Origin of the sequence: Nocardiopsis sp. NPDC050513, from assembly GCF_044457925.1 — a bacterium.
Classification (GTDB): Bacteria; Actinomycetota; Actinomycetes; order Streptosporangiales; family Streptosporangiaceae; genus Nocardiopsis.
Window position 1 is genome coordinate 223,226 of sequence record NZ_JBITHK010000003.1, and the last position, 25,774, is coordinate 248,999.

Sequence of the window (25,774 nt, forward strand, 5' to 3'; positions counted from 1 at the left end):
TCACTAAAAGCGAACCAGGAGCGGAAGGTGCCCTAAGCCCCCAAAGAGCACGCACTTCCCCCAAAGTCCGCAAATCCGGAACGCCGCTTGAAGCTGACAGAACCAGGCGTAAAACTAGCAGAAGTTGAAACTCAGTCCACAAGACCTCATGGACACCATAAACCCCACTGTTTCCACAACGAGACTTATACGTGACCAGCGAAAATCATCCATAAAGGGCCTGACCTGGAATTAGTCACTGAGTGCGACATTCGAAGTCAGAGCGTGAAAGATCTTGTTCGTGGCTGCGCTGGGCCGGGCGCGCATGGATTTGAGGCGATCGGCGAGGTCCTGGAAGGTGCGTTGCACGGCATCCGGGCGACCCAGCGCCGCGTGGATCTTCATGATCTCCTGGTAAACGGCCTCGTTCAGGTCATCGGACTCGCGAGCGCGCTCCAACCAGGCCAGCGCCTGTTCAGGTGTCTCGGCTGTCTTCGCCAGGCTCACGAAGCAGTCAGCGGCGGCTCGCCGGTACGCCTGGCGCTTCTCCTCGATCCACGGGAAGTCGACCTCGGACAGCAGCACCTGCGCGTACTCGCCTGAGGCCAGGCGAAGGTGCTCCGCACGCACCGCGGAATCCGATGTCTCGGCTGCCGTCTTCATCGCTGCGTCGAATCGCCACACGTCCACGTCCACGACCTCCTCCCGGATCCGGTAACGTCCCGAGTCCACCTGGAGGATCTCCGCTTCGGGGTCCCCAAAGGCGTCGCGGACGACGCGGCGGACGTCACTGGAGGCGGTGTTGCGCAGGGCCCTGGCCTTGCTCTCGGTGCTGTCGGGGAAGAGAGCGTCGGTCAGAGTCTCGGTGCCGACTCCGCGTGGATGAAGTGCCAGGTAGGCGAGCATCCTTCGGGATGACGAACGCATCCGCTGGCCGATGTCGGACCCCGCCACGCTGATGTACGGGTGCGGTGCGAAGAGCTGGATGTCCACCTTCGTCGGCGGAGCCGAACCCGGGGAAACTCGCCCCTGGTCCAGTTCGGGCTCCGGGAGTGCTTCCTCCTCTTCCGACGTCTCCTGTTCCGGCTGCTCTGACCACCGCAGTTCCTGCCTCTCATAGCCCCCGGCGAACTGGGCAGCGAAGGTCGCCTGGTCGATGTGCAGGAGCCGCAGGTCCGTGTAGGCGGCGGTGCTCCCGTCCGACGCGGTGACGCTGACCATGTCGAAGGAGTCACAGTCCACTTCGGCGTACCCTGCTCCCGCACCGAGAGCGACCACCAATACCTCGTCCTCATCCGCTTGCGCCAGGGTGAGCAGACGGTCCCGAACCAGGGCGTGTTCGGGAGTGTCCACCACCAGCAGGATCCGTTCCTCTCCCTGCTCACGTGGTGCTGCGGAGATGCTGGCCAACTCCGCTTCCGTGATGGCGGAAGCCGTGTCAGCGCTCACCGTCGCACCGGGGACCCGCGCGTTCGGCGGTGCACCCGCTTCAGCGATCACCTGGCGGGTGGTGACGACCCGGACGTCGGGCGAGTCCACGGCCCGGACGATGAGGGATGCGCATACGCCCACCGCGTGGGCGCCCACGATGCCGAGCCCCGTGCGCGCGCTGACGCTGAGGCTGTCAGCGATCCGTACGTGCCCTTCGGCACTGATCACGCCGCTGTCAGTGTCCCGGAGCACGGGTACCGGACTCCCCAGGACCTGATCACCGTCGAACTCCTCGCCCTCGAGAAGGTCGCTCCGCTCCTTCTTCGGCTTCCTCTCACGCCGTCCAGGTGCTGTCAGCCGTCCCGCGATCACTCCTGCCGCTCCCCCGGCGACGGCTCCCACGATCAGCTCGCCGCCATGGAACCCTCCGTCGCCCTGCGGATCGGTCTTCGGTTCCTCGTCAGCGGCTGGCTCGCCGTTCTGTGAACTGTCCGCCGTCTCCGATTCCCCTTCCTCCGGCGCAGCGAGTTCGTGCGGTCGGGTGATCAGGGTGTAGGTGATCTCGCCCCGGCGCTCGGCGGCGTGCCCGAGGTCGGGTTGCTCCCGTGGTTGGTCGGAACCCATCCCCTCGGTGGTGATCGTCCACCCCTCCCCGAGCTGCTCGGTCAGGAACGCGGCTACGGCGTCGGCCCGCCGTTGTGACAGGTCGCGGTTGTAGGCATCCAGCCCGATGGAGTCGGTGTGGCCGGTGACCGCGATGGGGCTCCCTGGATCACCGAAGAGCTGGAGGAGTTCGACCGTGGGCAGCAGTTCGTTCCTCATCCGGGGAGTGAGTTCCGCGGAGTCGAAGCCGAAGCCGGACAGTACGCGGGTGCGTTCCAGCGTGTGTGCGGGTTCCTCATTGTCAGCGGTGTGTTCGTCGGTCGTCGGCGTTGCGTCAACCGACGCCACGGCGGCAGGTGACACGGACATAGCCACCGAACTCCCGGTGACTCCGGTCACGACGAGCCGCAGCAACCCGATTCGGGGGATCTGACCTCGAAGAAGGGCAACGACGTCCGTGCCGACCAATACCACGAACGCACCCCACAAGCCCCACAGGATGACGAGCACCAGGGCATGGAGGACGGACGTCGGAAGCGTGCCGCTGATCAAGGACAACCACATGTAGTCCCAGGTCATGTCCGGCCCCACTGGCCATTCCCAGCGGCTGAGAACCACCGGCGGCGCGACCAGCAGGACGAGCGTGGCGCCCGTGGCCAGGACCATCTTCGTCGGGTTCATGGCGTCATCCCCCTCGTTCTTCACGGTGTGTGTGCCGTCGCCGTGGCCTGGGAGACGATCTCAACGTTCCCGATCACTGCCAGCACCGTCGGCTCGTGATGGGTGGTGACGGTGACCGTGATGGCATCGGCCCGAACCTCCACCTCCGCACTCGCGCCACCGCGTTCCGCGTGGGCCTGGGCGGCTCGACGTGCGGGGGCCTCATCGAGAACGACCGACCCTGCTCGCAGCCCCTCCTCGTCGAGCTGCTGCGCTCCGGCCCGGGCAGCTTCGTGCGCGAGGGTGGTCGTCATGGTCTTGGCGCGCAGCATCCTCGCGCCGTCGTGGACCAGGCCAAGGCAGGCGATCAGCGTCATGGCGACGATGACGACGAACGCGCTGGGGTGGCCGCCGTGCAGCATCAGGGTTCCCGTTCGCGGTGGACGTCCAGGACAGACGTGGCGTGGCCAGAGATGGTGCGGCGTTCACCAAGCCCCAGGCCCGGAAGGTCGTCGCGCTGGCTGACGCAGGTGACGTCGGCCTGAACAGCGCGGTCTCCGGCAGTGGTGGTGTGCTGGATGGTGACACTGGGGTTCTGGCAGGCGCGGCCCCACGTGCCGACGCTCTCTGCCACGGCACGCTCGGCCGCAGCGCGAGCCTCCCCCGGGTCGAGGTACAGGGACGCGGAGCGGGCGGCGCCGTGTGCCAGCGCATCGGCGGCGAGCCCCGCGGTGTAGGAGCGGCCGGTCAGGGTGAGCAGGGCCAGGAATGCTAGGAGCACGGGGACGATGAGGATCACCTCGACCGACGCGCTCCCCCGATCACCCTCCTGCCCCCTGCCTCGCCACGGCGTCATGGGGCGCCCCCCACAGGCCGTTCGATGGGGCCCGTCAAGGTCGCGGACACCGAAGGGCTCCAGCCAGGCAGGAGGCTGACCGTCACTCCATCCACAGAGACACGAGCCGTGCCGTCGCGTCGTTGGACCTGGATCCGTAGGTCCCGCAGGACCGTCCCGCCGAGGTCCTCCGCCAGCGCGTACCCCCGCGTACGACCCTCCCCCTCGCTCCCCTGGAACGCACGCCCGGCCGCCAGGGCTTCGGTGGCGATGGCCTGCGCCCGGTGATGCGCGTGCGCCCACAGCCCGTACTGGATGATGCCCAGGAGCATGACGAACATCAGCGGGATCGCGAACATCAGCTCAGCCCCGCCCCTGTCGTCACGAGAGGCCCAGCGGAGACCCCGCCGGTTCACGGAACGACCCCCAGGTCGATGCCCTGCGCGGTCTCGATGATGAGCGGGGTGATGATGGCGCCGACCCCAGTCGCGATGCCGATGGTGACGGCGAGCATCAGCACCCAGTCGGTGGTGGCCGATCCGCGGTCCCCATCGGGGCTCCGTGTGCCGAGGATCAGTTCCACGAGGGCGCGCAATCGCATGGAGGCCATGTGCTCGTTCGCCTTCCTCTCCTTCTCGGTGGTGGTTCAGAATCCGTTGCTGACCTGCACGATCGCGGGGTAGCCCATGAGCAGGAGGAAGCCGAGGACGAGCAGCATGACGGGCAGGCTCATCCGTTCGGTGGCTTCGAGGGCCTCGGTCTCCAGCGCGGCCAGCTGGTGGGCGCGGAGCGATCTGGCCTTGGCGCGGACCGAGGCGCGTACCCTGGCGCCGTCGGCCCCGGCCAGGCGGATGGACGAGGCCAGTTCCTCCAGCTCCCGCACTCCGGTCTGACGGGAGAGATCCGTCAAGGCGTCCCAGGGCGGTCGCGTGCGCAGGTGGGCTTCGTGCAGGCACCTCCGGATGCGTCCGAAGGCGGATCCGGTACCGCGCCCAGTGGCCGCCGTGAGTGCCCCGGTAACTCCGGCTCCGCCCGCGAGTGCGACCCCGACCAGGTCAGCGATGACCGAGGTGGCCAGACGTAATTCGACCCGCTGACGGCGCGCCCGCGCTCGAAGCAGGATCCCCGGGGCGAGAGCGCACACGGCCAGACTGGTTCCGCCGATGACCAGCGCGGCCGACATCGGGAGCACGGAAGCCGCTGGCACGGCGATCGTCAGCGTGCACGCGAACAGCGCTGCTCCGGCGAGCGCCAGGGCGACGACCGTCGTGCGATGGGTGTCGACGTCCATGTCGCACGCCGCGAGGTCGCTCCTGGTCCGGCGTCCGGGCCAACCGATCCGGGCGAGAACCGCGCAGCCGATCCCCTTCCCCTGCTCGAGGATGCCCACGGATCGCGCAGCACTGTCGATCTCCTCCGTCGGTGGCGGAAGGAGTTCGTGCAGCCGCGGCCGGCGCAGCCCCTGAGCGATCAGCCAGACGCCCGCTCCGACCGCGGCTCCCCCGACCGCCGCGACGATCACGGTCATACGCCCACCCCCGCGGTCGGGGCGGTCAGGACGCGCCGCGTTCGCGGTGGGGCGGACAACCGCACCAGCCACCACAGGGCGACCGCCCACAGCACCCCGACCGTCGCGAGGACCAGTTGCCCGGTGGCGGAATTCAGGGGTGCGAAGTAGGCACCGTTGAACACGGCCATGCCGACCACCATGGCGAGCGTGGTCGAGATGATGATCCGCACCGACGTGCGGGTTCGTGCCCTGGAGGCGTTGGTGCGCACGAGCATCGACGCGCGGTCGTGGGCCGCCTCGGCGAGGGTTCCCAGCAGGGCGCCGAGGTCGGCGGCGTGTCGGCTGGCCGCCATGGAGAGCGCGGTGGCCACGAGGTCCGCGGTGTCGTTGTCGACGCTGTCGGCGAACGCGGTGAGCGCGTCGTCCAGGTCCGTGCCGTCGACGAGGTCCTGGGCCAGGGTCTCCACGTGTGGGCGGATCGGTGGCGGGGCGATCGGGGCGGAGGTCCAGATGGCCTGGCGCAGCCCGGAGGATCCGGCGATCAGGTCTCGTAGCTGCTCGGTCCAGCCCGCCACAGCCTCGATCCGTTCCACCTCGGCCGTCGTCTCCCGGTCCGGCGCCATGATCCCCGGCAGCCACCACGTGGCCGCTGCCGCCAGGACGGCGGCGACCGGCCATCCGGTGAGCGCCCAGGTGGCCGCGCCCACCGCACCCGCGACCGCCAGCCGGATGACCACGTCACGACGCACGGGCGGGGCCGAGCGCGCTCGGGACACCGCGGCCGTGAGAGCCGGGGCGAGAAGCACCAACCCCAGCCCGACGGCTCCCCCGCCCAGGCTCGCGACCAGCACGCCCGTCACCACTCCTCCCTGAACAGGCAGGCCGGGTCGAAGCCCACCCGGGCGAGGGAGCGGGCATAGTGCGGGCTGGGCGGGGTGACGAACCCGCCGAGCTCGGCGGAGTAGATCTCGTTCGTGATCGCCTGGGGGCCGTCCATACCGACGACCTCCCGGATGCTCGACACCCGCCGCCTGCCGTCCGTGCCGGTGTCGATGTGCACGGCCAGGTGGACGGCGGAGGCGATGAGGATCGCGCTCTCCTCCAGCGTCAACCGTTCGCTGGACTGGTTGGCGTAGGTGGCCAGCTTGGTGAGGATCTGTGCGGAGGAGGAGGCGTGCACGGTGGCCATGGACCCGTCGTTGCCCATCGTCATCGCGTTGAGCAGCGGGACGGTCTCCTGGCCTCGTGTCTCTCCCACGATGACCCGGTTCGGGGACATGCGCAGCGCGTGGCGGACGAGGTCGGCCAGGGTCACCTCGCCCGCGCCCTCGGTGTTGGGCGGTCGCCCCTGGAGTGCGAGGCAGTCGAGGTCGTCGTCGCCCTCCAGCCCGAGTTCGTAGGCGTCCTCGATGGTGATGACGCGCTCGCCGTACGGGATGTGCCGGGCGAGTGCCCGGAGCAGGGTGGTCTTGCCCGATCCGGTGGCGCCTCCGATGACGATGTTCAGCCGGGCGCGGACGGCGGAGGTCAGCAGGGAACGCACGGATGCGGTGAGCATGCCGGAGCTGACCAGGTCGGTCAGGGTGAGTTCGTGTTCGGGGTGGCGGCGGATGGTCACGGCGGGCCTGCGGGACACCCCCATCACGGCGGACAGGCGCGCTCCGTCGGTCAGCTCCATGGACAGCAGCGGCGCGGACAAGTCGAAGCGGCGTTCCCCGCCGGGTGCCTGACCGGCCAGCCGCTGGACGAGAGCGACCAGCTCCTCGTCGGTGGCGGTGACGGGTGGGCGTTCCTCGCGTCGGCCGTCACCGAAGTCGACCCACACGCGGGTGCCGTTGATGTGGATGTCCCGCACGCCCGGTTCGGAGAGCAGGATGTCCAGCGGTCCCAGCCCGCACACCTGGGCCAGTGCCCGTGCGCGCACCCACGCCTCGTCCTGTTCGGTCAGCGGCGCCGCGGCTCCGGTCAGGGCACGGCAGGCGTACTCGTCCAACAGCGCGGAGAGCATCCTGTCCGCCAGTTCGCGGTGTCCGGGAGCGTGGTGGGTGTCCTGGGGCAGGGTGTCGGTCTCGGAGGTGCGGCGGACGAGTTCGTCCGTCACCGTGGCCGCGAGCTGGTCGGCGAGGTCGGCAAGCGTGGTGGGGAAGTTGACGAGGGTCATGCGGCCACGCCCTCCAGCCGACGCGCATCCGAGGATGGCGGTTCGCGGACCCAGATCTGGTCGTCGATGTGTTCGGCCAGCCGACGTGCCGTGGCCAGCAGCGGCATCCACTCGACGGCGTCGGGGTCCTGGCGGGTGTGCGACCAGGCGGCGACCCGCTGCCGCAGGCCGCGCGGGCCGGTGCCCTCTCCCCTCAGGAACGCCGCGCCCGTGGTGTCGGTGGGCACGCTCGCCCACACCGGGTATCCGGTCTCGGCGGTGATCTCGTCGGCCGGGAACCGGCTGTCGCGCACGGCCAGCCCCACGCGCGTGCCGCCTTCGGCAAGGGCGTCCAGGACGTCGCGGCAGCGGGCCACCCGGTGGATCTGGGAGGGGTCGTTGCCCGTGACGGCGACGACCGCCGCGTCCACCTGCGCGAGCAGGTGCGCGCCCGCCGTCCCCGGCATCACGCGGCCCAGGTCCAGCACGGTCACCCCGCCGAAGAGGACCTGGATCCTGCGGGTGAGGGCCACCACCACGGCGGCGGCCTCGTGCGCGGTCGGCGGCGCGGCGACGACCCGCATCCCACCGGGGAGCTCGTAGGCGTGGCGGAGCAGGACCCGCCGAGTTCCCTCCTCCTGCACCACGACCGGCCCCGAGGTCGCCCGCACGGACGCCGTCAGAGAGACCAAGCCCGGTCGGCCGGCGATCCGGTGCCACGTGGCCAGGTCGCCCCCGCTGACGTCGGCTTCCACCAGCACCGGGACGGTGAGCGGACCGGCGGGCCACAAGGCCGCCAACCCCGTCGCCAGGGTGGTGACCCCTGGAGCACCCGAGAATGAGCACACCGCGATGATCATGTGTTTCCCCTCGTCGATCCGTTGTCCTACTGCCCGGGCGTCAGCACCAGGCGCGTCCCCGGCTCGTCCACGACCCTGGCCGCCTCCGCGACGTCACCGACGTCCACGAGCAGCTCGATGACCTGCGAACCGCTCAGCTCCCCCTCGTCCCCCACCGAGTGCAGGCGCGCGGGTATCGGCTCGTTGTCTGTGTCCTCCTCGCCGTCCTGACTCCCGACGATCAGCAGCGGCGCACCCTCGCGCGCGGAGGCCGGGAACATCCCGGGCGGGGCGTCGACCGACATCACGGCATGTCCGGAGCCGGGCCAGGCGGTGGTGTCGGCGAGCATCGGTTCCGTCAGCACCGTCCCCGCGGGGACCGGCACCGCCGCCGTCGCACCGACGACGCCGTCAGCGGAGACCAGATCCAGACCCTCCACACCCAGGGCGTGGACCACGCGGACGTCGGTGTCGGTCAGTACGTCACCGGCCGCGATGTCGGTGGCCGTGACCAGTAGGGGGACGCGCTCTTCTTCGTGTGCGGCGGCCCAGGCGGCGACGATTCCGCCCAGGAGCACGACCGCGATCCCAGCGAAGGGCCGCTTCCATCCCCGGCGACGCACCGGGGTCAGGCGTGATTTCCCTCTGACTCGACCGGTTGTGTGGGGTTCGTTCACCGTCGTCGTCACGTTTCCTCCGTTCTTCCGTTCGTGGGGTTGTCAGCCGTCGGTCACCAGGGCGTGGACCTCGCGCACCCGGACGCCCCTCGACGCGCTGGTCGTCAACGAGTCCAGGGATCCTCCGCTGCCGGTGGTGGTCGTCCACCGCACGGTCCACGTGAGGGTGGCCGTGACGGGGAACCGCCCGTGCGGCTGGTCGGTGGAGGTGCGGGTGTAGGTGTGGCCGCAGTCGGGCGAGGGAGCTCCGGCGTCATCGAAGGTGGCGGAGAAGACGGTGCCGGGGCCGTCGCATTCGACGACAGTGCCGTCTCCCATGTCCCACCGGACGGTGTCCGGGGTGGCGGTCACCGTCACCGAACCGGACGAGACCAATGCCGTCGCGCCGACCGGTTCCCACTGGGCGCCGTCCGCCCAGAGCCAGAGTGGGAAGTGAACGATCGACGTCGCGTCGAAACCGGGCGAGGCACCGACCGAGAGCCGAGGAAGCGACATGGAGGCCCGCGTCCGTTCGGCGAGGACACGCGGACTGATGGCCTGTTCGTCGCTGTCCGATGCGGGCTGCACCCACGCCGTGCAGGTCCACACCGCCTTGTCCTCGCCCTCCTCGCACGCTGGCTCGGAGGAGGTCTCGGCTGGCGCGTCACCGTTCCCGGATCGCGAACCGCCGCCGGAGGGGCCGCTCTGCTGCTGGGACTCCGCGAAGGCTGTGCACCCAGCCCCGCCATCCTGGCCGCACGTCGCCAACCCGCGGAATTCCGAGGAGCCATCCGCGGGAACGGTGAATGCCAGGAGAGGCAGTAGCGAGGCGCTGCCCACCACCCTCAGCATTGAAGGGTTCAGCATGTGTCGTCCCCCCAGATACGCATCTCGACGACCCACCAGTCGAAGACGTCTCGCTTGACCGTGGCGGTGACGAGGACGCGGTCCATCTCGGGTTCTTCCGCGCCAGCTGCCCGCCAGTCACCACCGACTTGGCAGTCATCGATCTCGACTGTGGTGGGATCGTCCTCGGGCTCTGCCGAGACCACCTCAGGGCTGGGGTCGAGCTCTCCTTCCATGCCGTGACCCTCGTCGACAAGCCCCTGGACACCGAACTGAGCCAACTCCAGAGCCTGACCGGTGGCGTGCTCCGCCAACTCCGGGTGGTCCGGGTCCATCTCCTCCGAAGCCAGCACGATCGCGTCCCAAAACCGCAGGTAAGCGGCTATGGCTTCGTCTTCCGGGGTTGCCTCCGAAGGTTCCGTTTCCACTGGGGTTGTTGAGGATTGAACGACTGGTTCGGCACCCGTCGAATCCTCGACGGAGCACCCCGACATGAGGACAAGACCGAAAGCAGGCAGCACAAATCCGCGCAGCACCAAGAAGCACTCCTTTGAGTGATTATTTCATCACTCTTAGCGATCAAGGTGAACGTAGCCCTTCGAATGCCCTGTACACAAGCGGTTTCAGGCAGCCCGCCCGCGAAAGGTTGTGGACAAGATCACAGAACCGTGATGTCCAACTCGGCATCCTGCGAAAACACAGTTGGAGTCCAGGAAGGAGCAACGGTCTGGCACCTTCCTGAGCGCACTGAACCGGGCGGCACCCACCGTGGGCACCGCCCGGTCTCTACCGAGGTCAAGCAACCAATCAGCGTGTGAGGACGAACCGCCCCAGCCCGTCTGGGACCTGATCGGGGGAAACGTTGAAGGTCGCCCACACCCCGATACCGAACTCAGTACCGCCCGGCCCCACCGGGTAGTAGCCCCATTCCTCGGCGAGGATGTCGACCAGCGCCAGGCCGCGCTGCCCCTCGGCCATGTCCCACTCGTCGGTGGTGCGTTCGGTCGGGATGCGCGGCAGACCGATCCCGCCGCCCTCGTCGACGATCGCCAGCCACAGCGTGGACGGGGTCGGCATCGCCAGTACGCGGAGGAACTCCGTCCCTCCCGGTGCGTACTTGACCGCGTTGGCCGCAAGCTCGGCCGCGCACAGCTGCACGGTGTCCACCAGGTCAGGGTCGAACCCCGTCAGGTCAGCCGCCAGGTCACGACGCACCGGACCCACCTGAGCAAGGTTCGCGGTGTAGACGCGGTGATCCCACCAGGTCACGGCACGCGTGGGTGGAGAGAGCATGGTGTCGTTCATGGCCTGCTCCCCTCAGCCGACGGTGTTGAGGTAGGTACGGATGGCGGCTGCCAGGTCGCCCAGGTCGTCGGGTGCCCGATCCGTCGGCGCTGCCAGGAGATCGCCCTCCGGAGGGCGGGGCCGGGGTACCAGTGGTCGCCCCGGTGGCCGAGGGCGCATGTAGGGACGGACGAGCGCACCGCCGGTCTCGTCGGGGTCGTCGTTCTCCGGCCCTGCCAGCTCCTGCGCACTGCTCGTGCTCGTGTCCGGCGTCTGGGGACGGGGCGGCTCGGGCGGCGGGGTGATCGCAGCCGGTTCACGCATCGGCGGGTCAGGGACGAACACGAAGGCCAGTGCGGTCGCCAGGGCCGCTGCGGCGAGGGCCCAGAGCTGTCCCGCGAGGGTTCGGTGCCGCCTGCGGTGGCGGCCGGTAGTGTCGTGATCCACGGTCATCCTCCTGCTGCATTCAGGTGGTTGATCACGCCCCGGCTCGGTGCTCCAACACCGATCGGGGCATCTTCGTGTCTGCCGCTGAAACGGGTGTCATTGGCCCGGGTCGGGCTGCGCTTCCCGCCGTGGCAGCAGGTCTTTGGCTGCGTTCAGGCGTCCAGGTCGCGGTGGGGGTCGATCAGCGCCCACACGGTCAGCGGACCTCCTCGGAGGCCGGTCCACCACCACTTCTCCGCCAACGCGGCCACCAGGCGCAGCCCGAATCCGCACTCCTCCGCGTCGCCCACATGGGCAGCCAGGGTGGGCACGGTGACTGGGCGCAGAGCCCGAGGACCGTCGTCGGTGACGGAGATCAGGACGATCTGGCCGGGCATGACCTCCACGGTGACCTTGATGCGCCCGTACCGGCCGCCCGAAGCCGAATGCCGCACCGCGTTGGCGACGAGTTCGCTGACGGCCAGTTCGACCATGACGGTCTCCGCCTCGTCCAACCCGGTGGCCCCCGCGCACCAGGTCCGGATCCGACCAACCTGCTCCGGGGTCCCGTCGAAGTACGCGGCGGACATCCCCCGTCGTCCGGTCCTCACGCGCATCGGCAGTCCCACCACAGCCCGTCGATCCTCGTTCTGACCGCACCGCGACCGAGGGATGAAACAACCGCCAGGCGGCTGATCTGGGACTGGTGTGTTGGAGCGGCTCATGCCTGGGTCTCCTCAGTCGCAGGAACACGGGAACGCGCGTGACGCATCGCGTTCCCTCACGGACCGGCGCACAGACCCCGAGAGCACCGAACGTGATCCCGAAGACACTGAGCGCTGACATCGATGATGCGCCAGGGGAAGTTTCCTCGCAATAGCTTTTTGGAAATTTCCAAGAGATCTTCTAGACATGTCCGTGACGAGACGGCGCAGAGGGATACTGGGGAGAACGGAGTGTCACATGACCCGCAGGAGGAACCGCCCCATGCCCCAAGAGCAGCACGGCCCCATCGCCAGCCGCCTACTGCTCGGCAAGGCGCTCCAGCAGCTCAGGGACGAGGCCGGTCTGAGCGGGGCCGAGGTCGCCAAACAGATGGGGTTCGGGGCGGCCAAACTGTCGAAGATCGAGCGAGGGCAGGCCGCGGTCTCCAAAGCCGACCTCCACCTGTTCTTCCAAGTCCTCAACGTCAGCGACGACGTCCGCCCCACCCTGATCGAACTCGGAGCGCAGTCCCGAAGGCCACGGCGCAACCGCACCACCACGTTCGAGCAGGAACTGCCCGGCAAGAACTTCGAGAGGTACCTCGGGCTCGAGGAGATCGCAGTCGGCATCAAGGACTGGCATCCCTACCTGATCCCAGGGCTCCTCCAGACCCCCGAGTATGCCCGTGCCCTGATCTCCGCCAACCCGCTGCTGCTTCCCGACCAGGTCGACCACCTCGTCCAACTCCGCGTGGAGCGCCAACAGGCGTTGCACCGGGAAACGGACCCTCTGCAGCTGTGGTCGATCGTGGAGGAGTACGCGCTCCGACGCGTCCTCGGCAGCCAGGAGATCCGCGACGGCCAGCTTCGCCACCTGCTCACGATGGGGCAGAAGCCCAACGTCAACATCCAGGTCGTCCCGGAGTCCGCTGACGCGCACGCCGGACTGGACGGCGCCTTCGCCATCCTCGACGCCGGAAACCACCTACCGCCCGTCGTCTACATCGACAGCCGAGGCATGAACACCTACGTCGAAGGAGTGACCGAACTGGCCGTCTACAAGGCGACCTACGACCACATCCAGTCCGCCGCGCTCTCCCCGGTACAGTCAGCCGAAGTCATCACGGCGATTCTGGAGGGCACCCGATGAGATGGACCAAGTCCAGCTTCAGCAGCACAGGGGCGACGTGCGTCCAGGTCCGAGCCCCGCGGCCGGGCGTGACCGAAATCGGTGACACGAAGAACCCCGACGGCCCCACCCTCACCGTCCCTGGCTTCGACTGGGAGTACTTTCTCGGCCAGGTCACCAACGGCACCACCGACTTCGGTCGTCTGCGCGCCGAGTTCCTACCCGACGGCGGCTTCACCCTCACGGACACCGGTATCCCGAACTCCCTCGTCCTCACCTATACGAAGTCCGAGTGGGACGCCTTCAAGCTCGGGGTCGAAGCCGGAGAGCTGCGCAGCGAGGACCCACGTGGCCTTCTCGTCAGTCACGCCTGAGTCGATCCAGGACCTCCGGCAACGGCAGCGCCCGGTCGTCCTTGTCCTGCTCCCAGAAGTCGAACACTGCGGCGGCGGCCTCGGCCATCTCCTGGGGAAGCCCTGCCTTGGCGAGGCTCTGGGCCACCTCACGCATCTCTGGGGCCCAGCGCCACGCCTTCGCCGCTACCCCGGTCAGGTACTCCGGGGTGGCCAGAGGAGACTTCGCCAGGCGGCGCGCCTCCGCCGTCAGGTGTTCATCCACTCCATGGGAACGACCCAGCGCCTGAGCGATCCCAGCCAGGGCGCACGCGGCCTTCTGATACGAGCCGTAAGCCATCTTCAACGCCGAGGCGGCTCCGACGGGTCCCTCCATAGGAATCGGAACGACAGCCGTCCCGGCGAACAGTTCCGTGACCGCCGCCAACTCCGCCTCCTCCCCGGAGAGGTAGAGGTGGGTGGCGACGGAGCCCCCGGGTGGCGGACCGATGACGCACCCGTCCAGGGCTCGGCCCCCGTGAGCGGCCATGTCGGCAGCGATCCGCTCAGCTCGGTGGGGGCTGATGGCGTTGGCCTCGACGAAGATCCCCGAGAAACCGACCTCCCTCACCGCAACGGCCGTCTCCTCGGCGGCGGCCGGTGGGCACAGGGAGATCACCACGGACGAGTGCTCCAGGAGCTTTTCCAGCTCGGGAACGGCGTCGAGCCCGGCTTGTTCAGCGCGCCGGGCGCTCGCGTCACTTCGCCCGGTAGGGCACCACAGGACACGGACCCCAGCTTTGGTGATCTCGTGTCCGACTGCGGCGCCCATCTGGCCAGGGTGCAGCAGGCCAACGGTGAGGGAGCTGGTCATGAAGTGGACCCTCCGGGGAGAATTGGGGATGGTCAGGTCACAGAACTCGGTAGTGTCATCACGAAGCGTGACAGCCAGGAGTAAGGTCCTCACCTGCGGAGTCTGCGGCGCCCCCTCCCGGTAGGACCGACACTGTAGCCCTGGTCACCCCTCACCCGCGCCACATGAACCCGCTGTCCCCACACTCCGCACCCGCATGACGCGTGTATTGAACGACATGGAACCGCGATGCTCACATGACGTTGACCTCGCGCCCCAGGGTGGCCGCAATCGCCCGCGCGTGCACCAGACCGGGGCGAGCGATTCGAGCGCGGTTCGACGAGCAATCCACGATCGTCAGGTGATTCGCTTCCGGGCAGACCCCACCGTCGATCGCGACGTGGACTTCGGTACCGGTCAGCTCCAGGAACTCGTCGACCTCACAGGGCGAGACAGCCGGGCCCGGGGTCCCGTCCCCGGCCTGGCCGGAGATGTTGACCGTGGTCGCCGCCACCAGCGTGCCCGACCGCCGAGCCAGTTCACCCAGCGTCCCCGGGTCCCGGGTCACGAGCGCCGGCGCACCCACGGACGAGTAGCGCCGAGCGTCCTCCGCCTCACGCCACCGCATGAGCATCGCCAGGTCTCCCGGCCAGAACTGGTCCGCGAGTGCCCGAGCCTCAGCTGTCAAGACGAACAATCGCTCGCACACCTCGGATGAGGGAGCGATCAGCGCCAACGGCTTGTCAGCCGGGCGCCGCTTGGCGTCGAAGATCCGCTGACAGGCGTCCTCGTCACCAGCGTCGGCGCAGATCATGTACCAGCGGTTCGTTGGCACGATGACCAGGTGCCCGGACGCGATCGCGGCTTCCGCGTCCGAAAGTCGATCGTGGTCAGTCCATCGCATGAGGGGTTCTCCAGGGGTAACGGATGAGGGTCTGGGGACGATGTGTCTCCCTGCGTGCACCTACCGGGACGCGGGGACGTGGTCACGCAGCGGTGGGAAATCGAGCCAGGGATCCTTGAGCGCTTCCAGGCGTCGACGAACATGGTCAACGTGGGAGACCCGGAAGTACGCCATGATTCGAGGCTGGTTCAGGATGTTGCGTCCCACCGAGTGCGGCACGAGGTGGTGCATGAGAAGGACGTCTCCGGTGCGCCCGAGGAAGGGAGTTCCCTGGTTCGCGTCCAGGTGCGGAGGCACCTGCTCGGTGAGGCCCAGCGCCCATTCGGAGCGGAACCACTCCGCCATCGTGTGGTGTCCTCCGGGTTGGTAGTGCAGCGCGCCGCCTTCGGGGACGTCCAGGTCTGACAGGACCACGCCGATTAGGAGGGAGAAGGTCCGCAGCTCGTCGGGGTCGAGGTGGGGGCAGGCGACACCATCGACGTGCATCGACTTCTCGGGCTGTTCGCTTCCCAGATCAGCTTCCGGCAGGCGGATCTGGATCTGAGTGGTCGTGACCGGGGCGGGGGTTCCGATGAGTTCTTCGACGAGTCCAACAACGTCGGGGGCGTCGAACAGCGCGAGGAGATCGGGGTGGGAGCCCAGGTGAGGGGCGAAGGTCCGCTGCGTGTATTGGCGTACCAGGGCGGGATCCATCTCCTCGCGGTACCAGCGCGTGATGTGTGCGTGTGCCTGAGTAGTGAGGCCGTGGGGCACGAGGTCTCGTCGGATGAGGAGCCCGTCATCGATGAAGGCACGGATGTCGTCTTTGGTGAGCCCCATGTCATCGCCTTTCGGGGGTCTGGGGGTCGGTGGACGCGAGTGTGGCGAGCACATCCGGTAGGGCCGCCAGGGCGCTGTCGATGATCCGCCAGCCGAGCTCGGGGCTGGCGTCGCGGGGGTTCGCTCCGATCACGCCGTGGGAGGAGATGGCGGGGTCGTCGGACGACCAGGGCCACGTCGTGCCCCGGTGGATGATCCTTCGTCTGATCGATTCGGCTCGGTGGGGTGCGGCGTGATGGTCCTGGGCCAGGTTGTCGAGGCGGACCCTCTCGGGTGCGAGGGCGAGCATGAGGGAGGTCTCCACGACTCCGGCGTGGATGTCCGGCATCGGCCCGTCAAACCGGACCTCGGACAGGGCGACCGGGTGCACGACGCCCAGGGCCAGGGGGTAGCGGTCGCGTAACTCCTGGGCGCAGGTTTGGAGGATTCCCCGGTTCCCGCCGTGTCCGTTGACGATGAGGATCCTGCGAGCGGGTGTGGCACGCAGGTGCGCACGGATCACGTCGTCGAGCAGGGCGGTGAAGGAGGCGATGCTCAGTGAAACGGTGCCTGGGGACCATCCGTGCTCCAGGGACAGTCCGTAGGGAATGGCCGGGAGCGCCCAGAGGTCGTGGCTTGGCCCGTACCGTGAGACCACCAGTTCGGTGAAGCGTTCCGCGATGGTGGTGTCGGTGTCCAGCGGCAGGTGTGGGCCGTGCTGTTCGCAGGCCCCGACGGGCAGGCACAGGACGGAGTCCGCGCCCAGGCTCGCGGGCACCTGGGGCGCGGTCAGCGACGTGTAGCCGCGGCTCTCGGTCAGGAAGGTCACTCCCGCTCCCGACGTCCGATCCGGATGAGGAACTCGTTCTCCTCCGGGAAGGTGTCGCCGTCGCCGTGGCCGGCCAGCGTGCTCTTCACCGCCGTCTCGAACGCCTCGATCCGATCCCCGAACAGGCCCCGAGCGGCGAACGTCGTGGAGTACAGGTAGCCGAGGATGCTCTCGACCGTCCACTCGCGTCGCACCGGCACCCTCACCTCGTCCACCTGGTTGAACGCCGACTCCTCCAGGAACTCGCTGTAGGGGCGGTTGTGGTGTTGGAAGGTGCCTCGGCCAGCTCGGCGTTCCTCGCCGAGGAAGTCCTTGATGACGGCGCGGACGGCGTCCTTCCACGGGCTCCCGGCGGCCCAGAAGCTGTTGTCACCGAAGATGGCGACCGCGCCGCCGGGACCCACCTGGCCGTCGAGCTGGCGCAGGATCTTGGGCTGGTCGAGCCAGTGGAAGGCCCGGCAGATCGTGACCAGGTCAGCGCGCCACCCCGGCGGAGGAGCGAAGTCCTCGGCCGTAGCCTCTACCAGGGTCAGGGACGTGCCCTTGGGCAGTTCGGGGCGCAGGCACGACTCGGCCGCTGCGAGCATGTCAGCGTCGTTGTCGACGCCGATGACGTCGTCGAACCGTCCCAGGAGCGCTTCGATGACTAGTCCGGTCCCGGTGCCCACGTCCAGGAGCCGACGCGGCCGTCGTTGGGGGGTCGCGTGGTCCAGGACCCGGGCCACCTCCTGTGGGATGCCGGGGCGGTACTTGCGGTAGAACTCCGTGGTGCCGGTGAACAGGCTCATGTGCGCTTCCGTTCGTGAAGGTGATGGACATGGTGTGCGGCCGCGGCGAGGTCCTCGGTGATCAGCGTGTTCGAGGCGGCGAGCGACGGACTGGAGGGAGCGGTCCTGCCCCGGGAGATCCAGATCGCGCTGATGCTGGCCGAGTGCGCTCCCAGGACGTCACACTCCCAGTCGTCTCCAATGTGGAGCATGTGCTGCGGGGACACACCGTGTTCGCGTGAGACCGTGAGGAACGCTCGCCGATCGGGTTTGGCGTAACCGATGCGCGAGGAGGGGTAGAAGCCGCTCACCCACGGCGCCAGGAGTGTTCGCAGCCGTTCCGTGTCGGCTTCCTGGCAGGTCACGTTGGACAGGGTCACCACGGTCGCCACCCTGCTCAGGGCCTGAAGGGCTTCGAGGGTGCCGGGGAACAGGGTCAGGGGTACCGCTGGCAGATCCCGGGGGAAGTCCGATACGGGGACGTGGAGCGCCGCGCAGACCGTGGCCACCAGCTCATCGGTGATGATGGGCGACGTGTGCAGCAGGTCGCGCATGATCGCCCTGGCTCGCCTGGGTGGCAGGGGCGAGGCTTGGACGAGAGACGAGGAGAGCCCTTGGCCTTGTACCGTTCCCAGGGTTCCTCCGACGTCGACGCTGATGAGGAGCGGAGCTGACGGGCTCATGCGCCTCCTCCGTCTCGTGAAGGCAGCGCTTGGACGATCGCGTCGACGCGGGCGGCCCTGATCTGGTCGGTGGTGGCCTCCGCCAGGAACGTGAGGGCGTACCGGGTCTCCGCCGTGTCCAGAGCGTCGAGTCGGCGCCCGCGAGCGTGCGCAGCCGCCTCAAGGTCTCGGGGAACGACACGCGGGCGCAGACCATGGGGCAGGCGCAGTGTGCCTGACCAGCGTTCTCCGAGCGCGTCGGGAAGGGCCGACGTCGGGTGCAACACGGTGACGTCGTCGAAGGTGAGGATGCGTACGCGAAGGCGCTCCTTGTGCCCGTCCAGGTCGAGGTTGCCGGTGAGGAAGGTGTCGTGGCCCTCGAGGCGTTCGGCGAGTACGAACAGGGGTCCGTCCGCGGTGTGCTTGATGGACCCATTGGCAGTAAGGGTGAGCGAGGTTCGGGGCATCGTCAACTCCTGGGGGCCGTCCCCAGCCCCGGCACGGAGGCGTGGGACAGGCGTCCTTGTCGTGGGGTCACGGGGTTGAGGTAACGGCGCTGCCTGCGCGGTTCCCACTGGTGTCGGTACTCGACCGCGGCCACGGTGTCGGGGAAGGCCGCCGCCAGGTGGAGGGCGGGGGTGAGCGAACGGCCGTGTGGGTAGACCGGGATCCCTGACTCGCATGCCGTCGCGAGGATCCGGACGGCCTGGGTGAGGCCTCCACAGCCGACGACGTCGATCGCGAGCGCGGAGGGGCGGACGCGTGTGAGCAGCTCTTGGTGATCTGAGCTGTACCGGAGGAGCTCTCCCACGGCCAACGGCACTCCCGCCGCGCTGAGGGCGCCGTAGGTGTGGAGGTCGTGGTGGGGAAGGGGGTCCTCCAGCCAGTACAGCGCGGATGGGTCCACCCTGTTCATGAAGGCCCTGACCAGTTCGGCGTTCCAGGTTCGGACCGCGTCGACCGCGAGTCGGCCTCTGGCGGACTCTGCCGCCTGCTCCACGGCGTGAGCGAGGCTGATCGCCTCGGCCTCAGGATCGAGGAGCCGGGTGGAGCGTAGCCCCCACTTGGTGAGGGCCCATCCCCCGCTCTGAACGCAGCGGATGTGGTCGTGTGGGAATGCCGTGAGTTCCTGCGACAGCCAGGAGAAGTAGGCAGGAACGCTCTGTCTGGGCTCGGCGCTGGACAGCAGATGGGCGACGGGATACCCGGCGATCCGACCACGCAGGTCCCAGACCGCGCAGTCGAGGGCACCGATCGCCCACGAGAGGGCCTTGTCCTCTGGCTCGCCGTAGGCGGCGCTCAGCCGCCGTCGCGGCCCATCGTGGTCCGTCACCGACACGCCCACCGCACGCGAAGCCGACTTCCTGAGCAGGGTCGAGCACCGGGCACTGACCGGCCCGTACCAGCCGGTGTGTCCGCCCGCGTGGACGGCGACGAAGGCCGTGTCGTCTCCCGGCATGGATTCTTGGGGGTAGTCGATCACCCTGACATCGGTGATCACCGGATCGCTCATCAGGGCCGCCCCTTCATGGCCAGCAGTCGGACGGCGTTGTGGAGTAGGCCACGGGTGTCCAGGCCCAGGTGCGAGGCGAGCCTCCGCTGAGGCATCGGTGCCGGTGGTTCCCGCCACCCGACCACCTCGACGGGGCGGCGCAGTCGTCCGCCCAACAGGCCCCAGATCGCGGACGGATGGCCGAGGGTGATGACCAGCACGGCCGCGTGTGCGCCGAGGAAACTCAGGAGTTCGGTGTCGGACAGTCCGCGAGGCCACCTGATGGGGTCTCCGAGCACCGTCAGGTCAAGGAGGTTCACGAAGCGGACACGGGTCCTGCTTCCGAGCCCTTGCCTGATGGCGGGCAGTGCTTCGACCGCGACCTGGGTCGGCAGATCCCCTGCGGTGACGATGGTGAGGTCGGGTTCCCCGGTGTCACTGATGTGGGGCCAGATCGCCAGTCCTCGGCTGAGTTCCTCCTCGACCGTGTCCGTGGGGTGGTTGGTTCGGGCGTGCTTGCCCGCGATGACGAGGTTGACGTCCCCACGAGAGTCGAGGGCCCGGCGAAGGACCGCGCCCGTGCGTGTGGGGTCGGCGGGGGTCAGCACGCGGACTGCGGGGTCCTCGGTGGCCAGCAGGGCTGTCGACAGCGAGGGGTCACCGTGTGTGTAGACGTTGTGCCACCCGTAGGAGGTCAGGAGCAGGTTGAGACTTGGGGAGCGCTCAGCGGCGAGTCGGCGTTGCTTCAGGTGGGAGATCATCCAGGCGGTCAGCAGTGGCGCGAAGGCCTCGTAGGAGATGAGGACGCCCCGGCGGCCACCGGCCGTCCACCCGGCGAGCCACCCCAGGAGCACCTCTTCTCCGAGGACTTCGGTCACCCATGGTTCGCCGCTGATGTCCGCGAGACGGTTGGAGGCCAGTTCGTCGGGGCTGAAGACTCGGAAGTCGCCTCTCCCCGCTTGGTCACGCAGCACGGTGCCGACGGCCTGGGCGAAGGTCTCGTACCGAGCGGTCGGAGAACACTTCGGCCTGGTGGAGGCCTCGTGTTGTTTCCTGTTCGGGAGGAGCCCGTCCCACCGGGCCACCCGTAGGGCGTCCCGCAGAGCACCCGACGGATTCCCCTGAGCGTCGAAGAGCTCACCGACCTGGTAGCTGGCCAGCCACCGCTCCAGTGTCCTGACCTGAGCCGGGTCGTGAACGTCGGTCAGAGGGGTCTTGTGCGTGTCCGGAGTGCCCAGCACTCGTCGGTCGCCGACCGTGGTGGGACCGCTCCACCCCTTGACGCAGCGGAGGAAGATCACGGTGGGGTCGCCCGTCCCCGCCTCCCGTACCGCCTGCGACAGAACCTCGTGGAACTCGGCGTGCTCGTCCGGGGCGCTGTTCGCGACGCGCACCACCTGGGACCGCCAGCCGTGCGCGGCGGCATAGGAGCGCAGTTGTTCGTCTTCCATGCCGTCGAGGAGGGACCGGTTCCCCATGCCGAAGCCGTTGAGATGAACGATCGGCACGACCTTCCCTCGACCGAGCCGCGCGGACGCCAGCCAGGACGCCGCCGTCGTGGGGGTCTCGCACTCGGCGTCCCCGATGAGGGGGACCATGACCTTCGAGGGTTCCTCGCACGCGGCTCCCTGCGCGAAGGCCAGGGCTCCTCCCAAACACCCGCCCACGTAATCCCCCACCGGAAACAGCGGGTGAGTCTCCGATCCGAGCCCGTCCACGTCCGGGAAGGCCCGGGCGAGTCTTCCCAGTCCGGCGATGTCGGCGGTGAAGCGCGGACGGACTCGGCACAGTGCCCCGCTGAGCCAGGCGAGGGAGAGCTGGACGACACCGGCGTGACCGGCTCCCAGCAGCGGCACCACGCGCATATCTTCCGGGTACCGGCTCGCGAGGAGTCCGATGTGCGCCAGTGCCCAGGCCGTTCCGGGAACGGTGCCCCAGTGCCCGCTCGGGTGCTCCTTGACGTCCCCGCGGTTCAGGGGGCGGCTGAGCAGCACGTTGTCGCGCAGGTGGAGCTGAGCAACGGACGCGTAGGTCAGCGCACGCCACAGGGCGTCAGCACGATCGATCGTGGTGCTCATACCTCGACCAACGGTTCGCCGTCGAAGGTGAAGTACCACAGGGGCCGGTAGCACTCCCAGGCGACCGGGCGCAGTCCGGAGGGCCCCATGATCGTCTCGATCGTCCTCCGAGCCCGAAGGTAGAACTCCAACTCACCGGCTCCCGGAACACGCAGCCCGGACATGATCGTGTTGTGTGCCTGGTAGATCTGGAAGTTGGGGAACTCGGTCGTGTGAGGGACGAGAGCGGCCACGCCCTCTTCCAGGGAGGCGAGATCGTCCAGGCCGACGATGTAGGTGAAGGACGTGTCGTGCCCTGCCTCCTTGGCGAGCCGGAGTACCTCAGGCATCCGTGCGCGGTCGAGTTCGGTCTTGCTCGCTTTCAGCAACAGATCGCGCCGGGTGAAGCACTCCACCGTGAGCCGGAGAACGAAGGGTGTGGTTGTCCGCCCCAGTTCCTCGAACGCCCGCCGACTTCTGAGCACGGAGGTCAGGAGACCGATACGCGCCCCGACGCCCTGTTCCGTGAGGGCCGAGCGCAGTGCGGCCAGGTGGCCGAGTGCCAGGTCCTCGCGTTCGAAGCACCCGGTCGAGACGGTGGCCTCCCGGAGTTCGCTCAGGTCTCCTCGGGGGTGCTGCTCCGCCAGCGCCGAGAGCAGTTCGCGCAGGCCACGCTCTTCGGCCAGCCGAGGATCGGCAGAAGCCTCCAGGGTGTTCGGGCAGAAGGCGCACCCGGTGCAGCGGCTGCGCGCGTTCGGGTTGAGGGTCGCGGCGCGCCCTCCGTCCCGGAAGTACCCACCGACCGCCTCATCGGCGTCGATCCGCTCGACGTCAGCGATGGGCTCTCCACCGAGTAGGAGTTCGTCACCGATCAGGTGGAAAGGCGAGGCCGCGGCGTTGAGCGGCACGATCACCATCCACGGCACCTGCGGGGCGCCGCGCAGCCGCAGGTGTACGCGTGCCCGGTGCCGCTGGTGCTCCGAGGCGATGCCGTGAAGGTTGATGGCGATCAGCAGGGCGTCCTCGACGGGTACGGCGTGCTGCTCGGCCAGTTCGACCACGTCGGCGACGGTCAAGGGCATGGTCGGGTTCGCGCTCATGGTTCGCATGGTGGATGCCCCGTCCTGCCCCGGAGGCCGTCGACCTCGACGACGTTCACGCGGATCCCCCTTTCCTCGAAGGCTCACCCACCAAGGATCGGAATCCTGCCGGGCGTGCCGTGACGAACACAGCGACGATCGCAGCGAGGCAGGGGACGTCGAAACCCTGTTTGAGGACGTTCGCGAGACGTCCAGGACGTCCCAGGACGTTCAGGAATGCGCGCGCAGGTCGCGGAGATGATCCAGGAGAGCGCCGGTGCCCGTCAGGTCATCGAGGACGTGGTCGGCCCCAGCCTTGGAGAGCTCCTGAACCGTGTGGATTCCCGTGGCCACGGCGATGACGTGTGAACCGGTGAGGAGGGCCGCTTCGACATCCCTCGGGGTGTCCCCGATCAGAACGACGGGTGTGTCCCCCAACAGCCCAAGCGCCGTTCGCGCCCGAGCCAGGGCCGTGCCCACAAGTGAGAAGCGATCGACCGAGTCGGCCCCGTACGCGCCAATGGACAGATTCACCAAATCGTCGAGGCCGAACGCTGCCAGCTTCACCCGAGCGTTCGGGGCGATGTTTCCTGTGAGGACGGAGGAGATCATCCCCAGTTCCCGATCCACCGCTTCCAAGGCGCTCCTCGCTCCCGGGAGCGCCCACCCCCGGCTCTGGAGGGCTTCGAAATGAGCCGCCCCAGCCTCGGTCAGGGCCTGTCTTGTCGTTTCCCACCCGGGCTCGGCGAGGCCGTTCCGCCTGAACAGATCGGACATGATCGCGCGATCGGTTCGGCCTCCCGTACGGACGGGGGCGTGCGGAGGATGTCCGATTACGGAGGCGAACGCGGCAGCGTAGATCTCCTTGCTCACTCCCGAGTTCTCGATGAGTGTGTGGTCGATGTCCCACAGGATCAGAAGCGGCACACGCCCAGCTTAGGCAAGGTGAGCGCCGCTGCTGAGGGGCTGAGGAGCGGTTTTCGCGTTTGCGTCGGCGAGCGCTGGTCCGCTTGGATGATGGCCGTGAATGAGCGCCTTCGTTCCGTACTCGCCCAACGGGGCGTATCGATCGAGGCACTCGCGAGTGTCTGCCAGGTCGACCCCAAGACCGTGAACAGATGGATCGGTGGACGTCGGCCCCACCGACGTCACCGCTGGAGCGTGGCACGCCACCTGGGTGTGGACGAGTCCTTCCTGTGGCCAGCCCCGACCGTCAGCGAGCACCCCTCGCCCGGTGTCACCAGCCACGAAATCGTCGCGACGTACCAGGACCGCGCGAGCGTTCCCCGGGACGTGTGGCTGACGCTGCTGCGGGAGGCGACGGAGCGGATCGATGTGCTGGTCTTCTCCGGCACCTTCTTCGCGCAGTCGAACCCGAAGGTCGCCCAGATGCTCACGGACAGGGCCGCGAACGGGGTCCGTATCCGGCTCTGCTTCGGTGATCCGGACGGTGAGGCCGTGATGCTGCGAGGCGAGGAGGAGGGGATCGGGGACACGCTGGCCGCCAAGATCCGTGCCTCACTGACGTACTACCGGCCGTTGGTCGGGCTGACAGGCTGCGAGATCCGCCTGCACGACACGACCCTGTACAACTCCCTGTTCCGCTACGACCAACACCTCATGGTCAACCCGCACGTGTGGGGCCAACCCGCCAGCGCCAACCCCCTCTTCCAGCTCGACCGCACTCACGCCCACACCTGGTTCGACCACTTCACCGCGGGCTTCGAAGCCGTCTGGAACACCTCCACCCCCTGGAACCCCGAGACCGAGGAGCGCACACACCATGGGCAGGACCGAGTACTACCACGACCCCGCCGCGCCCAAGGCCAACACCCTGATCCCCGCGAGCAACCTGCTGGTGGTCAATGACCAGGGCGCCATCCTCCTCCAACGTCGGAGGGACACCGGCCAGTGGGCCCTGCCCGGCGGCGCCCAGGACATCGGCGAGTCCGCCGCCCAGTGCGCGGTGCGTGAATGCGCCGAGGAGACGGGCGTCCTCGCCGAGGTGACCTGCTTCCTCGGGGTGTACTCCAACCCGGCCCACATCGTCGCCTACACCGACGGTGAGATCCGTCAGCAGTTCGAGGCGGCCTACATCGGCAGGCCCGTCGGAGGGAAGCCGACCGTCAACGACGAGGCGGACGGCGTCGAGTGGGTCCTCCCCACCGACCTGGACCGGTACGACATCCATCCGAGCATGCGCCAGCAGATCGGCGACTATCTGGCTGGTGACTACCCCTACCTGGGCTGAGGACCGATCAACGCCCACCGAAGGCGACAAGCCGTCTTTCGACCCTGTGGACGGCGGCTTCCAGTATGGGCCGCGCCTGGGTGACGAAGTCGAAGACCACAGATCCGGGACCGTACCGGGCCAGGATCTCGTCCAGCCGGGCGTCGACGTCGACCGCCTCCCCAATAGGGGAACTCGTCAGATCCGCGTACCACAGCGCGTCGGTGACCTCAGAGTCCTCGAAGGGAAACTCCTCCAGTTCAGCGCGAAGCCCACGTCGTTCCGCTTCGACGAGGGCCCCGGTGTGATGAGCGACCAGGCACACGAGGCGCTCGTCCACGCCCTGGTCCTGGAGCCAGCGGGCGCCGTCGAGAGGGTGGAACCCGGTGTGCGCGAGGGCGGGGGCATACCCGATGTCGTGCAGCAGCGCGGCAGCGACTAGGAGTTCATGGTCCTCGCCGGCGACGGTAAGCGCCACGGAACGAGCCTGCTGGGCCGCGCGTTGGACGTGCGGCCACCGGGTACCGACGTTCTCCAGCAAGTCGCGGGAGACCTCGGCGGCCCAGCTCGTGAGTTCCAGGAGATTCGCCTCCCACGTCGGCCGGTCCGGTTCCTTCCACCTGGAGTATGGGGCAGACCGAAGGCTTGGCACCAGGGGAGCCTCCCCGGATCTCACCAAACGGACACCGCCACGGTCGTCGGGGCACCACCCTCGGAACCACAGAGTCT

The 25,774-nt window shown here is 68.4% G+C and carries 31 protein-coding genes; 4 read left to right on the forward strand and 27 right to left on the reverse strand.

Going from position 1 to position 25,774, the window contains the following annotated elements; all coding sequences use genetic code 11:
* Positions 1-231: 231 nt before the first annotated feature.
* The 15 genes from ACIBFB_RS06175 to ACIBFB_RS06245 all read right to left on the reverse strand — a co-directional run bounded on the left by ACIBFB_RS06175 (position 232) and on the right by ACIBFB_RS06245 (position 11,799).
* Positions 232-2,694 (reverse strand): OmpA family protein, encoded by a 2,463-nt coding sequence (locus ACIBFB_RS06175; protein WP_397226825.1) that lies wholly within the window; start codon positions 2,692-2,694, stop codon positions 232-234.
* Between the two features lie 20 nt (positions 2,695-2,714).
* A complete protein-coding gene (locus ACIBFB_RS06180; protein WP_397226827.1) occupies positions 2,715-3,095 on the reverse strand; it encodes a hypothetical protein in 381 nt (126 codons plus the stop codon).
* The gene (locus ACIBFB_RS06185) at positions 3,095-3,529 is read right to left on the reverse strand and encodes a TadE/TadG family type IV pilus assembly protein (protein WP_397226829.1); all 435 of its coding nucleotides are present in this window, start codon (positions 3,527-3,529) and stop codon (positions 3,095-3,097) included. Before ACIBFB_RS06185 ends, ACIBFB_RS06180 begins: the two co-directional genes overlap by 1 nt.
* Positions 3,526-3,867 (reverse strand): TadE/TadG family type IV pilus assembly protein, encoded by a 342-nt coding sequence (locus ACIBFB_RS06190; RefSeq protein ID WP_397226831.1) that lies wholly within the window; start codon positions 3,865-3,867, stop codon positions 3,526-3,528. The genes ACIBFB_RS06185 and ACIBFB_RS06190 overlap by 4 nt, the downstream gene beginning before the upstream one ends.
* A 53-nt stretch (positions 3,868-3,920) precedes the next feature.
* Positions 3,921-4,118, reverse strand: a complete 198-nt coding sequence (locus ACIBFB_RS06195; protein WP_397226833.1) for a hypothetical protein — start codon at positions 4,116-4,118, stop codon at positions 3,921-3,923.
* A 36-nt stretch (positions 4,119-4,154) separates the two neighbouring features.
* Positions 4,155-5,036, reverse strand: a complete 882-nt coding sequence (locus ACIBFB_RS06200; protein WP_397226835.1) for a type II secretion system F family protein — start codon at positions 5,034-5,036, stop codon at positions 4,155-4,157.
* Complete coding sequence (locus ACIBFB_RS06205) at positions 5,033-5,878, reverse strand: type II secretion system F family protein (protein WP_397226837.1); 846 nt, start codon at positions 5,876-5,878, stop codon at positions 5,033-5,035. The genes ACIBFB_RS06200 and ACIBFB_RS06205 overlap by 4 nt, the downstream gene beginning before the upstream one ends.
* A complete protein-coding gene (locus tag ACIBFB_RS06210; protein WP_397226839.1) occupies positions 5,875-7,179 on the reverse strand; it encodes a CpaF family protein in 1,305 nt (434 codons plus the stop codon). The genes ACIBFB_RS06205 and ACIBFB_RS06210 overlap by 4 nt, the downstream gene beginning before the upstream one ends.
* Positions 7,176-8,018 carry a hypothetical protein gene (locus tag ACIBFB_RS06215; protein ID WP_397226841.1) on the reverse strand — a complete coding sequence of 281 codons (843 nt, stop codon included), beginning with the start codon at positions 8,016-8,018 and terminating at the stop codon, positions 7,176-7,178. Before ACIBFB_RS06215 ends, ACIBFB_RS06210 begins: the two co-directional genes overlap by 4 nt.
* A gap of 26 nt (positions 8,019-8,044) precedes the next feature.
* Positions 8,045-8,575: an SAF domain-containing protein gene (locus ACIBFB_RS06220; protein WP_397226843.1), complete on the reverse strand. Its 531-nt coding sequence runs from the start codon at positions 8,573-8,575 to the stop codon at positions 8,045-8,047.
* A gap of 141 nt (positions 8,576-8,716) precedes the next feature.
* Positions 8,717-8,992 (reverse strand): hypothetical protein, encoded by a 276-nt coding sequence (locus tag ACIBFB_RS06225; protein ID WP_397226845.1) that lies wholly within the window; start codon positions 8,990-8,992, stop codon positions 8,717-8,719.
* Positions 8,993-9,513: 521 nt separating this feature from the next.
* Positions 9,514-10,035 carry a hypothetical protein gene (locus tag ACIBFB_RS06230; protein WP_397227508.1) on the reverse strand — a complete coding sequence of 174 codons (522 nt, stop codon included), beginning with the start codon at positions 10,033-10,035 and terminating at the stop codon, positions 9,514-9,516.
* A 271-nt stretch (positions 10,036-10,306) separates the two neighbouring features.
* On the reverse strand, positions 10,307-10,804 hold the full coding sequence (locus ACIBFB_RS06235) for an ATP-binding protein (protein ID WP_397226847.1): 498 nt from the start codon (positions 10,802-10,804) through the stop codon (positions 10,307-10,309).
* Between the two features lie 12 nt (positions 10,805-10,816).
* The gene (locus tag ACIBFB_RS06240) at positions 10,817-11,230 is read right to left on the reverse strand and encodes a hypothetical protein (RefSeq protein ID WP_397226849.1); all 414 of its coding nucleotides are present in this window, start codon (positions 11,228-11,230) and stop codon (positions 10,817-10,819) included.
* A gap of 152 nt (positions 11,231-11,382) precedes the next feature.
* Positions 11,383-11,799, reverse strand: coding sequence for an ATP-binding protein (locus tag ACIBFB_RS06245; RefSeq protein ID WP_397226851.1), 417 nt, complete (start codon positions 11,797-11,799; stop codon positions 11,383-11,385).
* Between the two features lie 397 nt (positions 11,800-12,196).
* Here ACIBFB_RS06245 and ACIBFB_RS06250 point away from each other — a divergent pair, with 397 nt between their 5' ends.
* Together ACIBFB_RS06250 and ACIBFB_RS06255 are read left to right on the forward strand one after the other, a co-directional pair.
* Positions 12,197-13,063, forward strand: a complete 867-nt coding sequence (locus ACIBFB_RS06250; RefSeq protein ID WP_397226853.1) for a helix-turn-helix domain-containing protein — start codon at positions 12,197-12,199, stop codon at positions 13,061-13,063.
* Positions 13,060-13,416 carry a DUF397 domain-containing protein gene (locus tag ACIBFB_RS06255; RefSeq protein WP_397226855.1) on the forward strand — a complete coding sequence of 119 codons (357 nt, stop codon included), beginning with the start codon at positions 13,060-13,062 and terminating at the stop codon, positions 13,414-13,416. The genes ACIBFB_RS06250 and ACIBFB_RS06255 overlap by 4 nt, the downstream gene beginning before the upstream one ends.
* On the opposite strand, the gene ACIBFB_RS06260 is transcribed toward ACIBFB_RS06255, so the two are convergent.
* The 11 genes from ACIBFB_RS06260 to ACIBFB_RS06310 form a co-directional block, all read right to left on the reverse strand.
* A complete protein-coding gene (locus tag ACIBFB_RS06260; protein ID WP_397226857.1) occupies positions 13,403-14,248 on the reverse strand; it encodes a DUF1932 domain-containing protein in 846 nt (281 codons plus the stop codon). The two genes, ACIBFB_RS06255 and ACIBFB_RS06260, sit on opposite strands and share 14 nt — an antisense overlap.
* Positions 14,249-14,480: 232 nt before the next feature.
* A complete protein-coding gene (locus tag ACIBFB_RS06265) occupies positions 14,481-15,131 on the reverse strand; it encodes an L-threonylcarbamoyladenylate synthase (RefSeq protein ID WP_397226859.1) in 651 nt (216 codons plus the stop codon).
* Positions 15,132-15,191: 60 nt separating this feature from the next.
* A complete protein-coding gene (locus ACIBFB_RS06270; protein WP_397226861.1) occupies positions 15,192-15,950 on the reverse strand; it encodes a phytanoyl-CoA dioxygenase family protein in 759 nt (252 codons plus the stop codon).
* A 1-nt stretch (position 15,951) separates the two neighbouring features.
* On the reverse strand, positions 15,952-16,758 hold the full coding sequence (locus ACIBFB_RS06275; RefSeq protein WP_397226863.1) for a creatininase family protein: 807 nt from the start codon (positions 16,756-16,758) through the stop codon (positions 15,952-15,954).
* Positions 16,755-17,546 (reverse strand): class I SAM-dependent methyltransferase, encoded by a 792-nt coding sequence (locus tag ACIBFB_RS06280; RefSeq protein WP_397226865.1) that lies wholly within the window; start codon positions 17,544-17,546, stop codon positions 16,755-16,757. The genes ACIBFB_RS06275 and ACIBFB_RS06280 overlap by 4 nt, the downstream gene beginning before the upstream one ends.
* Positions 17,543-18,208, reverse strand: coding sequence for an HAD family hydrolase (locus tag ACIBFB_RS06285; RefSeq protein ID WP_397226867.1), 666 nt, complete (start codon positions 18,206-18,208; stop codon positions 17,543-17,545). Before ACIBFB_RS06285 ends, ACIBFB_RS06280 begins: the two co-directional genes overlap by 4 nt.
* The gene (locus ACIBFB_RS06290; protein ID WP_397226869.1) at positions 18,205-18,654 is read right to left on the reverse strand and encodes a hypothetical protein; all 450 of its coding nucleotides are present in this window, start codon (positions 18,652-18,654) and stop codon (positions 18,205-18,207) included. Before ACIBFB_RS06290 ends, ACIBFB_RS06285 begins: the two co-directional genes overlap by 4 nt.
* 2 nt (positions 18,655-18,656) lie before the next feature.
* Positions 18,657-19,700, reverse strand: a complete 1,044-nt coding sequence (locus ACIBFB_RS06295) for an enolase C-terminal domain-like protein (RefSeq protein WP_397226871.1) — start codon at positions 19,698-19,700, stop codon at positions 18,657-18,659.
* Complete coding sequence (locus ACIBFB_RS06300) at positions 19,700-21,757, reverse strand: hypothetical protein (RefSeq protein ID WP_397226873.1); 2,058 nt, start codon at positions 21,755-21,757, stop codon at positions 19,700-19,702. The genes ACIBFB_RS06295 and ACIBFB_RS06300 overlap by 1 nt, the downstream gene beginning before the upstream one ends.
* Positions 21,754-22,836, reverse strand: coding sequence for a radical SAM protein (locus ACIBFB_RS06305; protein WP_397226875.1), 1,083 nt, complete (start codon positions 22,834-22,836; stop codon positions 21,754-21,756). The genes ACIBFB_RS06300 and ACIBFB_RS06305 overlap by 4 nt, the downstream gene beginning before the upstream one ends.
* A gap of 210 nt (positions 22,837-23,046) precedes the next feature.
* Entirely contained in the window at positions 23,047-23,742 is a 696-nt protein-coding gene (locus tag ACIBFB_RS06310) for an HAD family hydrolase (protein WP_397226877.1), read from the reverse strand.
* Positions 23,743-23,976: 234 nt separating this feature from the next.
* Between ACIBFB_RS06310 and ACIBFB_RS06315 the strand changes: the two genes are divergently transcribed.
* Both ACIBFB_RS06315 and ACIBFB_RS06320 read left to right on the forward strand, forming a co-directional pair.
* Positions 23,977-24,684 carry an XRE family transcriptional regulator gene (locus ACIBFB_RS06315; RefSeq protein WP_397226879.1) on the forward strand — a complete coding sequence of 236 codons (708 nt, stop codon included), beginning with the start codon at positions 23,977-23,979 and terminating at the stop codon, positions 24,682-24,684.
* Positions 24,599-25,066 (forward strand): NUDIX hydrolase, encoded by a 468-nt coding sequence (locus ACIBFB_RS06320; protein WP_397226881.1) that lies wholly within the window; start codon positions 24,599-24,601, stop codon positions 25,064-25,066. The genes ACIBFB_RS06315 and ACIBFB_RS06320 overlap by 86 nt, the downstream gene beginning before the upstream one ends.
* A gap of 7 nt (positions 25,067-25,073) precedes the next feature.
* Here the strand turns inward: ACIBFB_RS06320 and ACIBFB_RS06325 are convergent, their stop codons facing one another.
* Positions 25,074-25,697, reverse strand: a complete 624-nt coding sequence (locus ACIBFB_RS06325) for an HD domain-containing protein (protein WP_397226883.1) — start codon at positions 25,695-25,697, stop codon at positions 25,074-25,076.
* Positions 25,698-25,774: the final 77 nt, after the last annotated feature.

What these genes read in the sequence shown, in the direction of transcription:
- ACIBFB_RS06300 (WP_397226873.1), bottom strand. Translation starts at nt 21,757, where the DNA reads ATGAGCACCACGATCGATCGTGCTGACGCCCTGTGGCGTGCGCTGACC.
- ACIBFB_RS06295 (WP_397226871.1), bottom strand. Translation starts at nt 19,700, where the DNA reads ATGAGCGATCCGGTGATCACCGATGTCAGGGTGATCGACTACCCCCAA.
- ACIBFB_RS06195 (WP_397226833.1), bottom strand. Translation starts at nt 4,118, where the DNA reads ATGGCCTCCATGCGATTGCGCGCCCTCGTGGAACTGATCCTCGGCACA.
- ACIBFB_RS06245 (WP_397226851.1), bottom strand. Translation starts at nt 11,799, where the DNA reads ATGTCCGCCGCGTACTTCGACGGGACCCCGGAGCAGGTTGGTCGGATC.
- ACIBFB_RS06250 (WP_397226853.1), top strand. Translation starts at nt 12,197, where the DNA reads ATGCCCCAAGAGCAGCACGGCCCCATCGCCAGCCGCCTACTGCTCGGC.
- ACIBFB_RS06285 (WP_397226867.1), bottom strand. Translation starts at nt 18,208, where the DNA reads ATGAGCCCGTCAGCTCCGCTCCTCATCAGCGTCGACGTCGGAGGAACC.
- ACIBFB_RS06180 (WP_397226827.1), bottom strand. Translation starts at nt 3,095, where the DNA reads ATGCTGCACGGCGGCCACCCCAGCGCGTTCGTCGTCATCGTCGCCATG.
- ACIBFB_RS06305 (WP_397226875.1), bottom strand. Translation starts at nt 22,836, where the DNA reads ATGAGCGCGAACCCGACCATGCCCTTGACCGTCGCCGACGTGGTCGAA.
- ACIBFB_RS06260 (WP_397226857.1), bottom strand. Translation starts at nt 14,248, where the DNA reads ATGACCAGCTCCCTCACCGTTGGCCTGCTGCACCCTGGCCAGATGGGC.
- ACIBFB_RS06270 (WP_397226861.1), bottom strand. Translation starts at nt 15,950, where the DNA reads ATGGGGCTCACCAAAGACGACATCCGTGCCTTCATCGATGACGGGCTC.
- ACIBFB_RS06210 (WP_397226839.1), bottom strand. Translation starts at nt 7,179, where the DNA reads ATGACCCTCGTCAACTTCCCCACCACGCTTGCCGACCTCGCCGACCAG.
- ACIBFB_RS06175 (WP_397226825.1), bottom strand. Translation starts at nt 2,694, where the DNA reads ATGAACCCGACGAAGATGGTCCTGGCCACGGGCGCCACGCTCGTCCTG.
- ACIBFB_RS06190 (WP_397226831.1), bottom strand. Translation starts at nt 3,867, where the DNA reads ATGTTCGCGATCCCGCTGATGTTCGTCATGCTCCTGGGCATCATCCAG.
- ACIBFB_RS06225 (WP_397226845.1), bottom strand. Translation starts at nt 8,992, where the DNA reads ATGGGAGACGGCACTGTCGTCGAATGCGACGGCCCCGGCACCGTCTTC.
- ACIBFB_RS06235 (WP_397226847.1), bottom strand. Translation starts at nt 10,804, where the DNA reads ATGAACGACACCATGCTCTCTCCACCCACGCGTGCCGTGACCTGGTGG.
- ACIBFB_RS06320 (WP_397226881.1), top strand. Translation starts at nt 24,599, where the DNA reads ATGGGCAGGACCGAGTACTACCACGACCCCGCCGCGCCCAAGGCCAAC.
- ACIBFB_RS06185 (WP_397226829.1), bottom strand. Translation starts at nt 3,529, where the DNA reads ATGACGCCGTGGCGAGGCAGGGGGCAGGAGGGTGATCGGGGGAGCGCG.
- ACIBFB_RS06200 (WP_397226835.1), bottom strand. Translation starts at nt 5,036, where the DNA reads ATGACCGTGATCGTCGCGGCGGTCGGGGGAGCCGCGGTCGGAGCGGGC.
- ACIBFB_RS06265 (WP_397226859.1), bottom strand. Translation starts at nt 15,131, where the DNA reads ATGCGATGGACTGACCACGATCGACTTTCGGACGCGGAAGCCGCGATC.
- ACIBFB_RS06290 (WP_397226869.1), bottom strand. Translation starts at nt 18,654, where the DNA reads ATGCCCCGAACCTCGCTCACCCTTACTGCCAATGGGTCCATCAAGCAC.
- ACIBFB_RS06280 (WP_397226865.1), bottom strand. Translation starts at nt 17,546, where the DNA reads ATGAGCCTGTTCACCGGCACCACGGAGTTCTACCGCAAGTACCGCCCC.
- ACIBFB_RS06255 (WP_397226855.1), top strand. Translation starts at nt 13,060, where the DNA reads ATGAGATGGACCAAGTCCAGCTTCAGCAGCACAGGGGCGACGTGCGTC.
- ACIBFB_RS06215 (WP_397226841.1), bottom strand. Translation starts at nt 8,018, where the DNA reads ATGATCATCGCGGTGTGCTCATTCTCGGGTGCTCCAGGGGTCACCACC.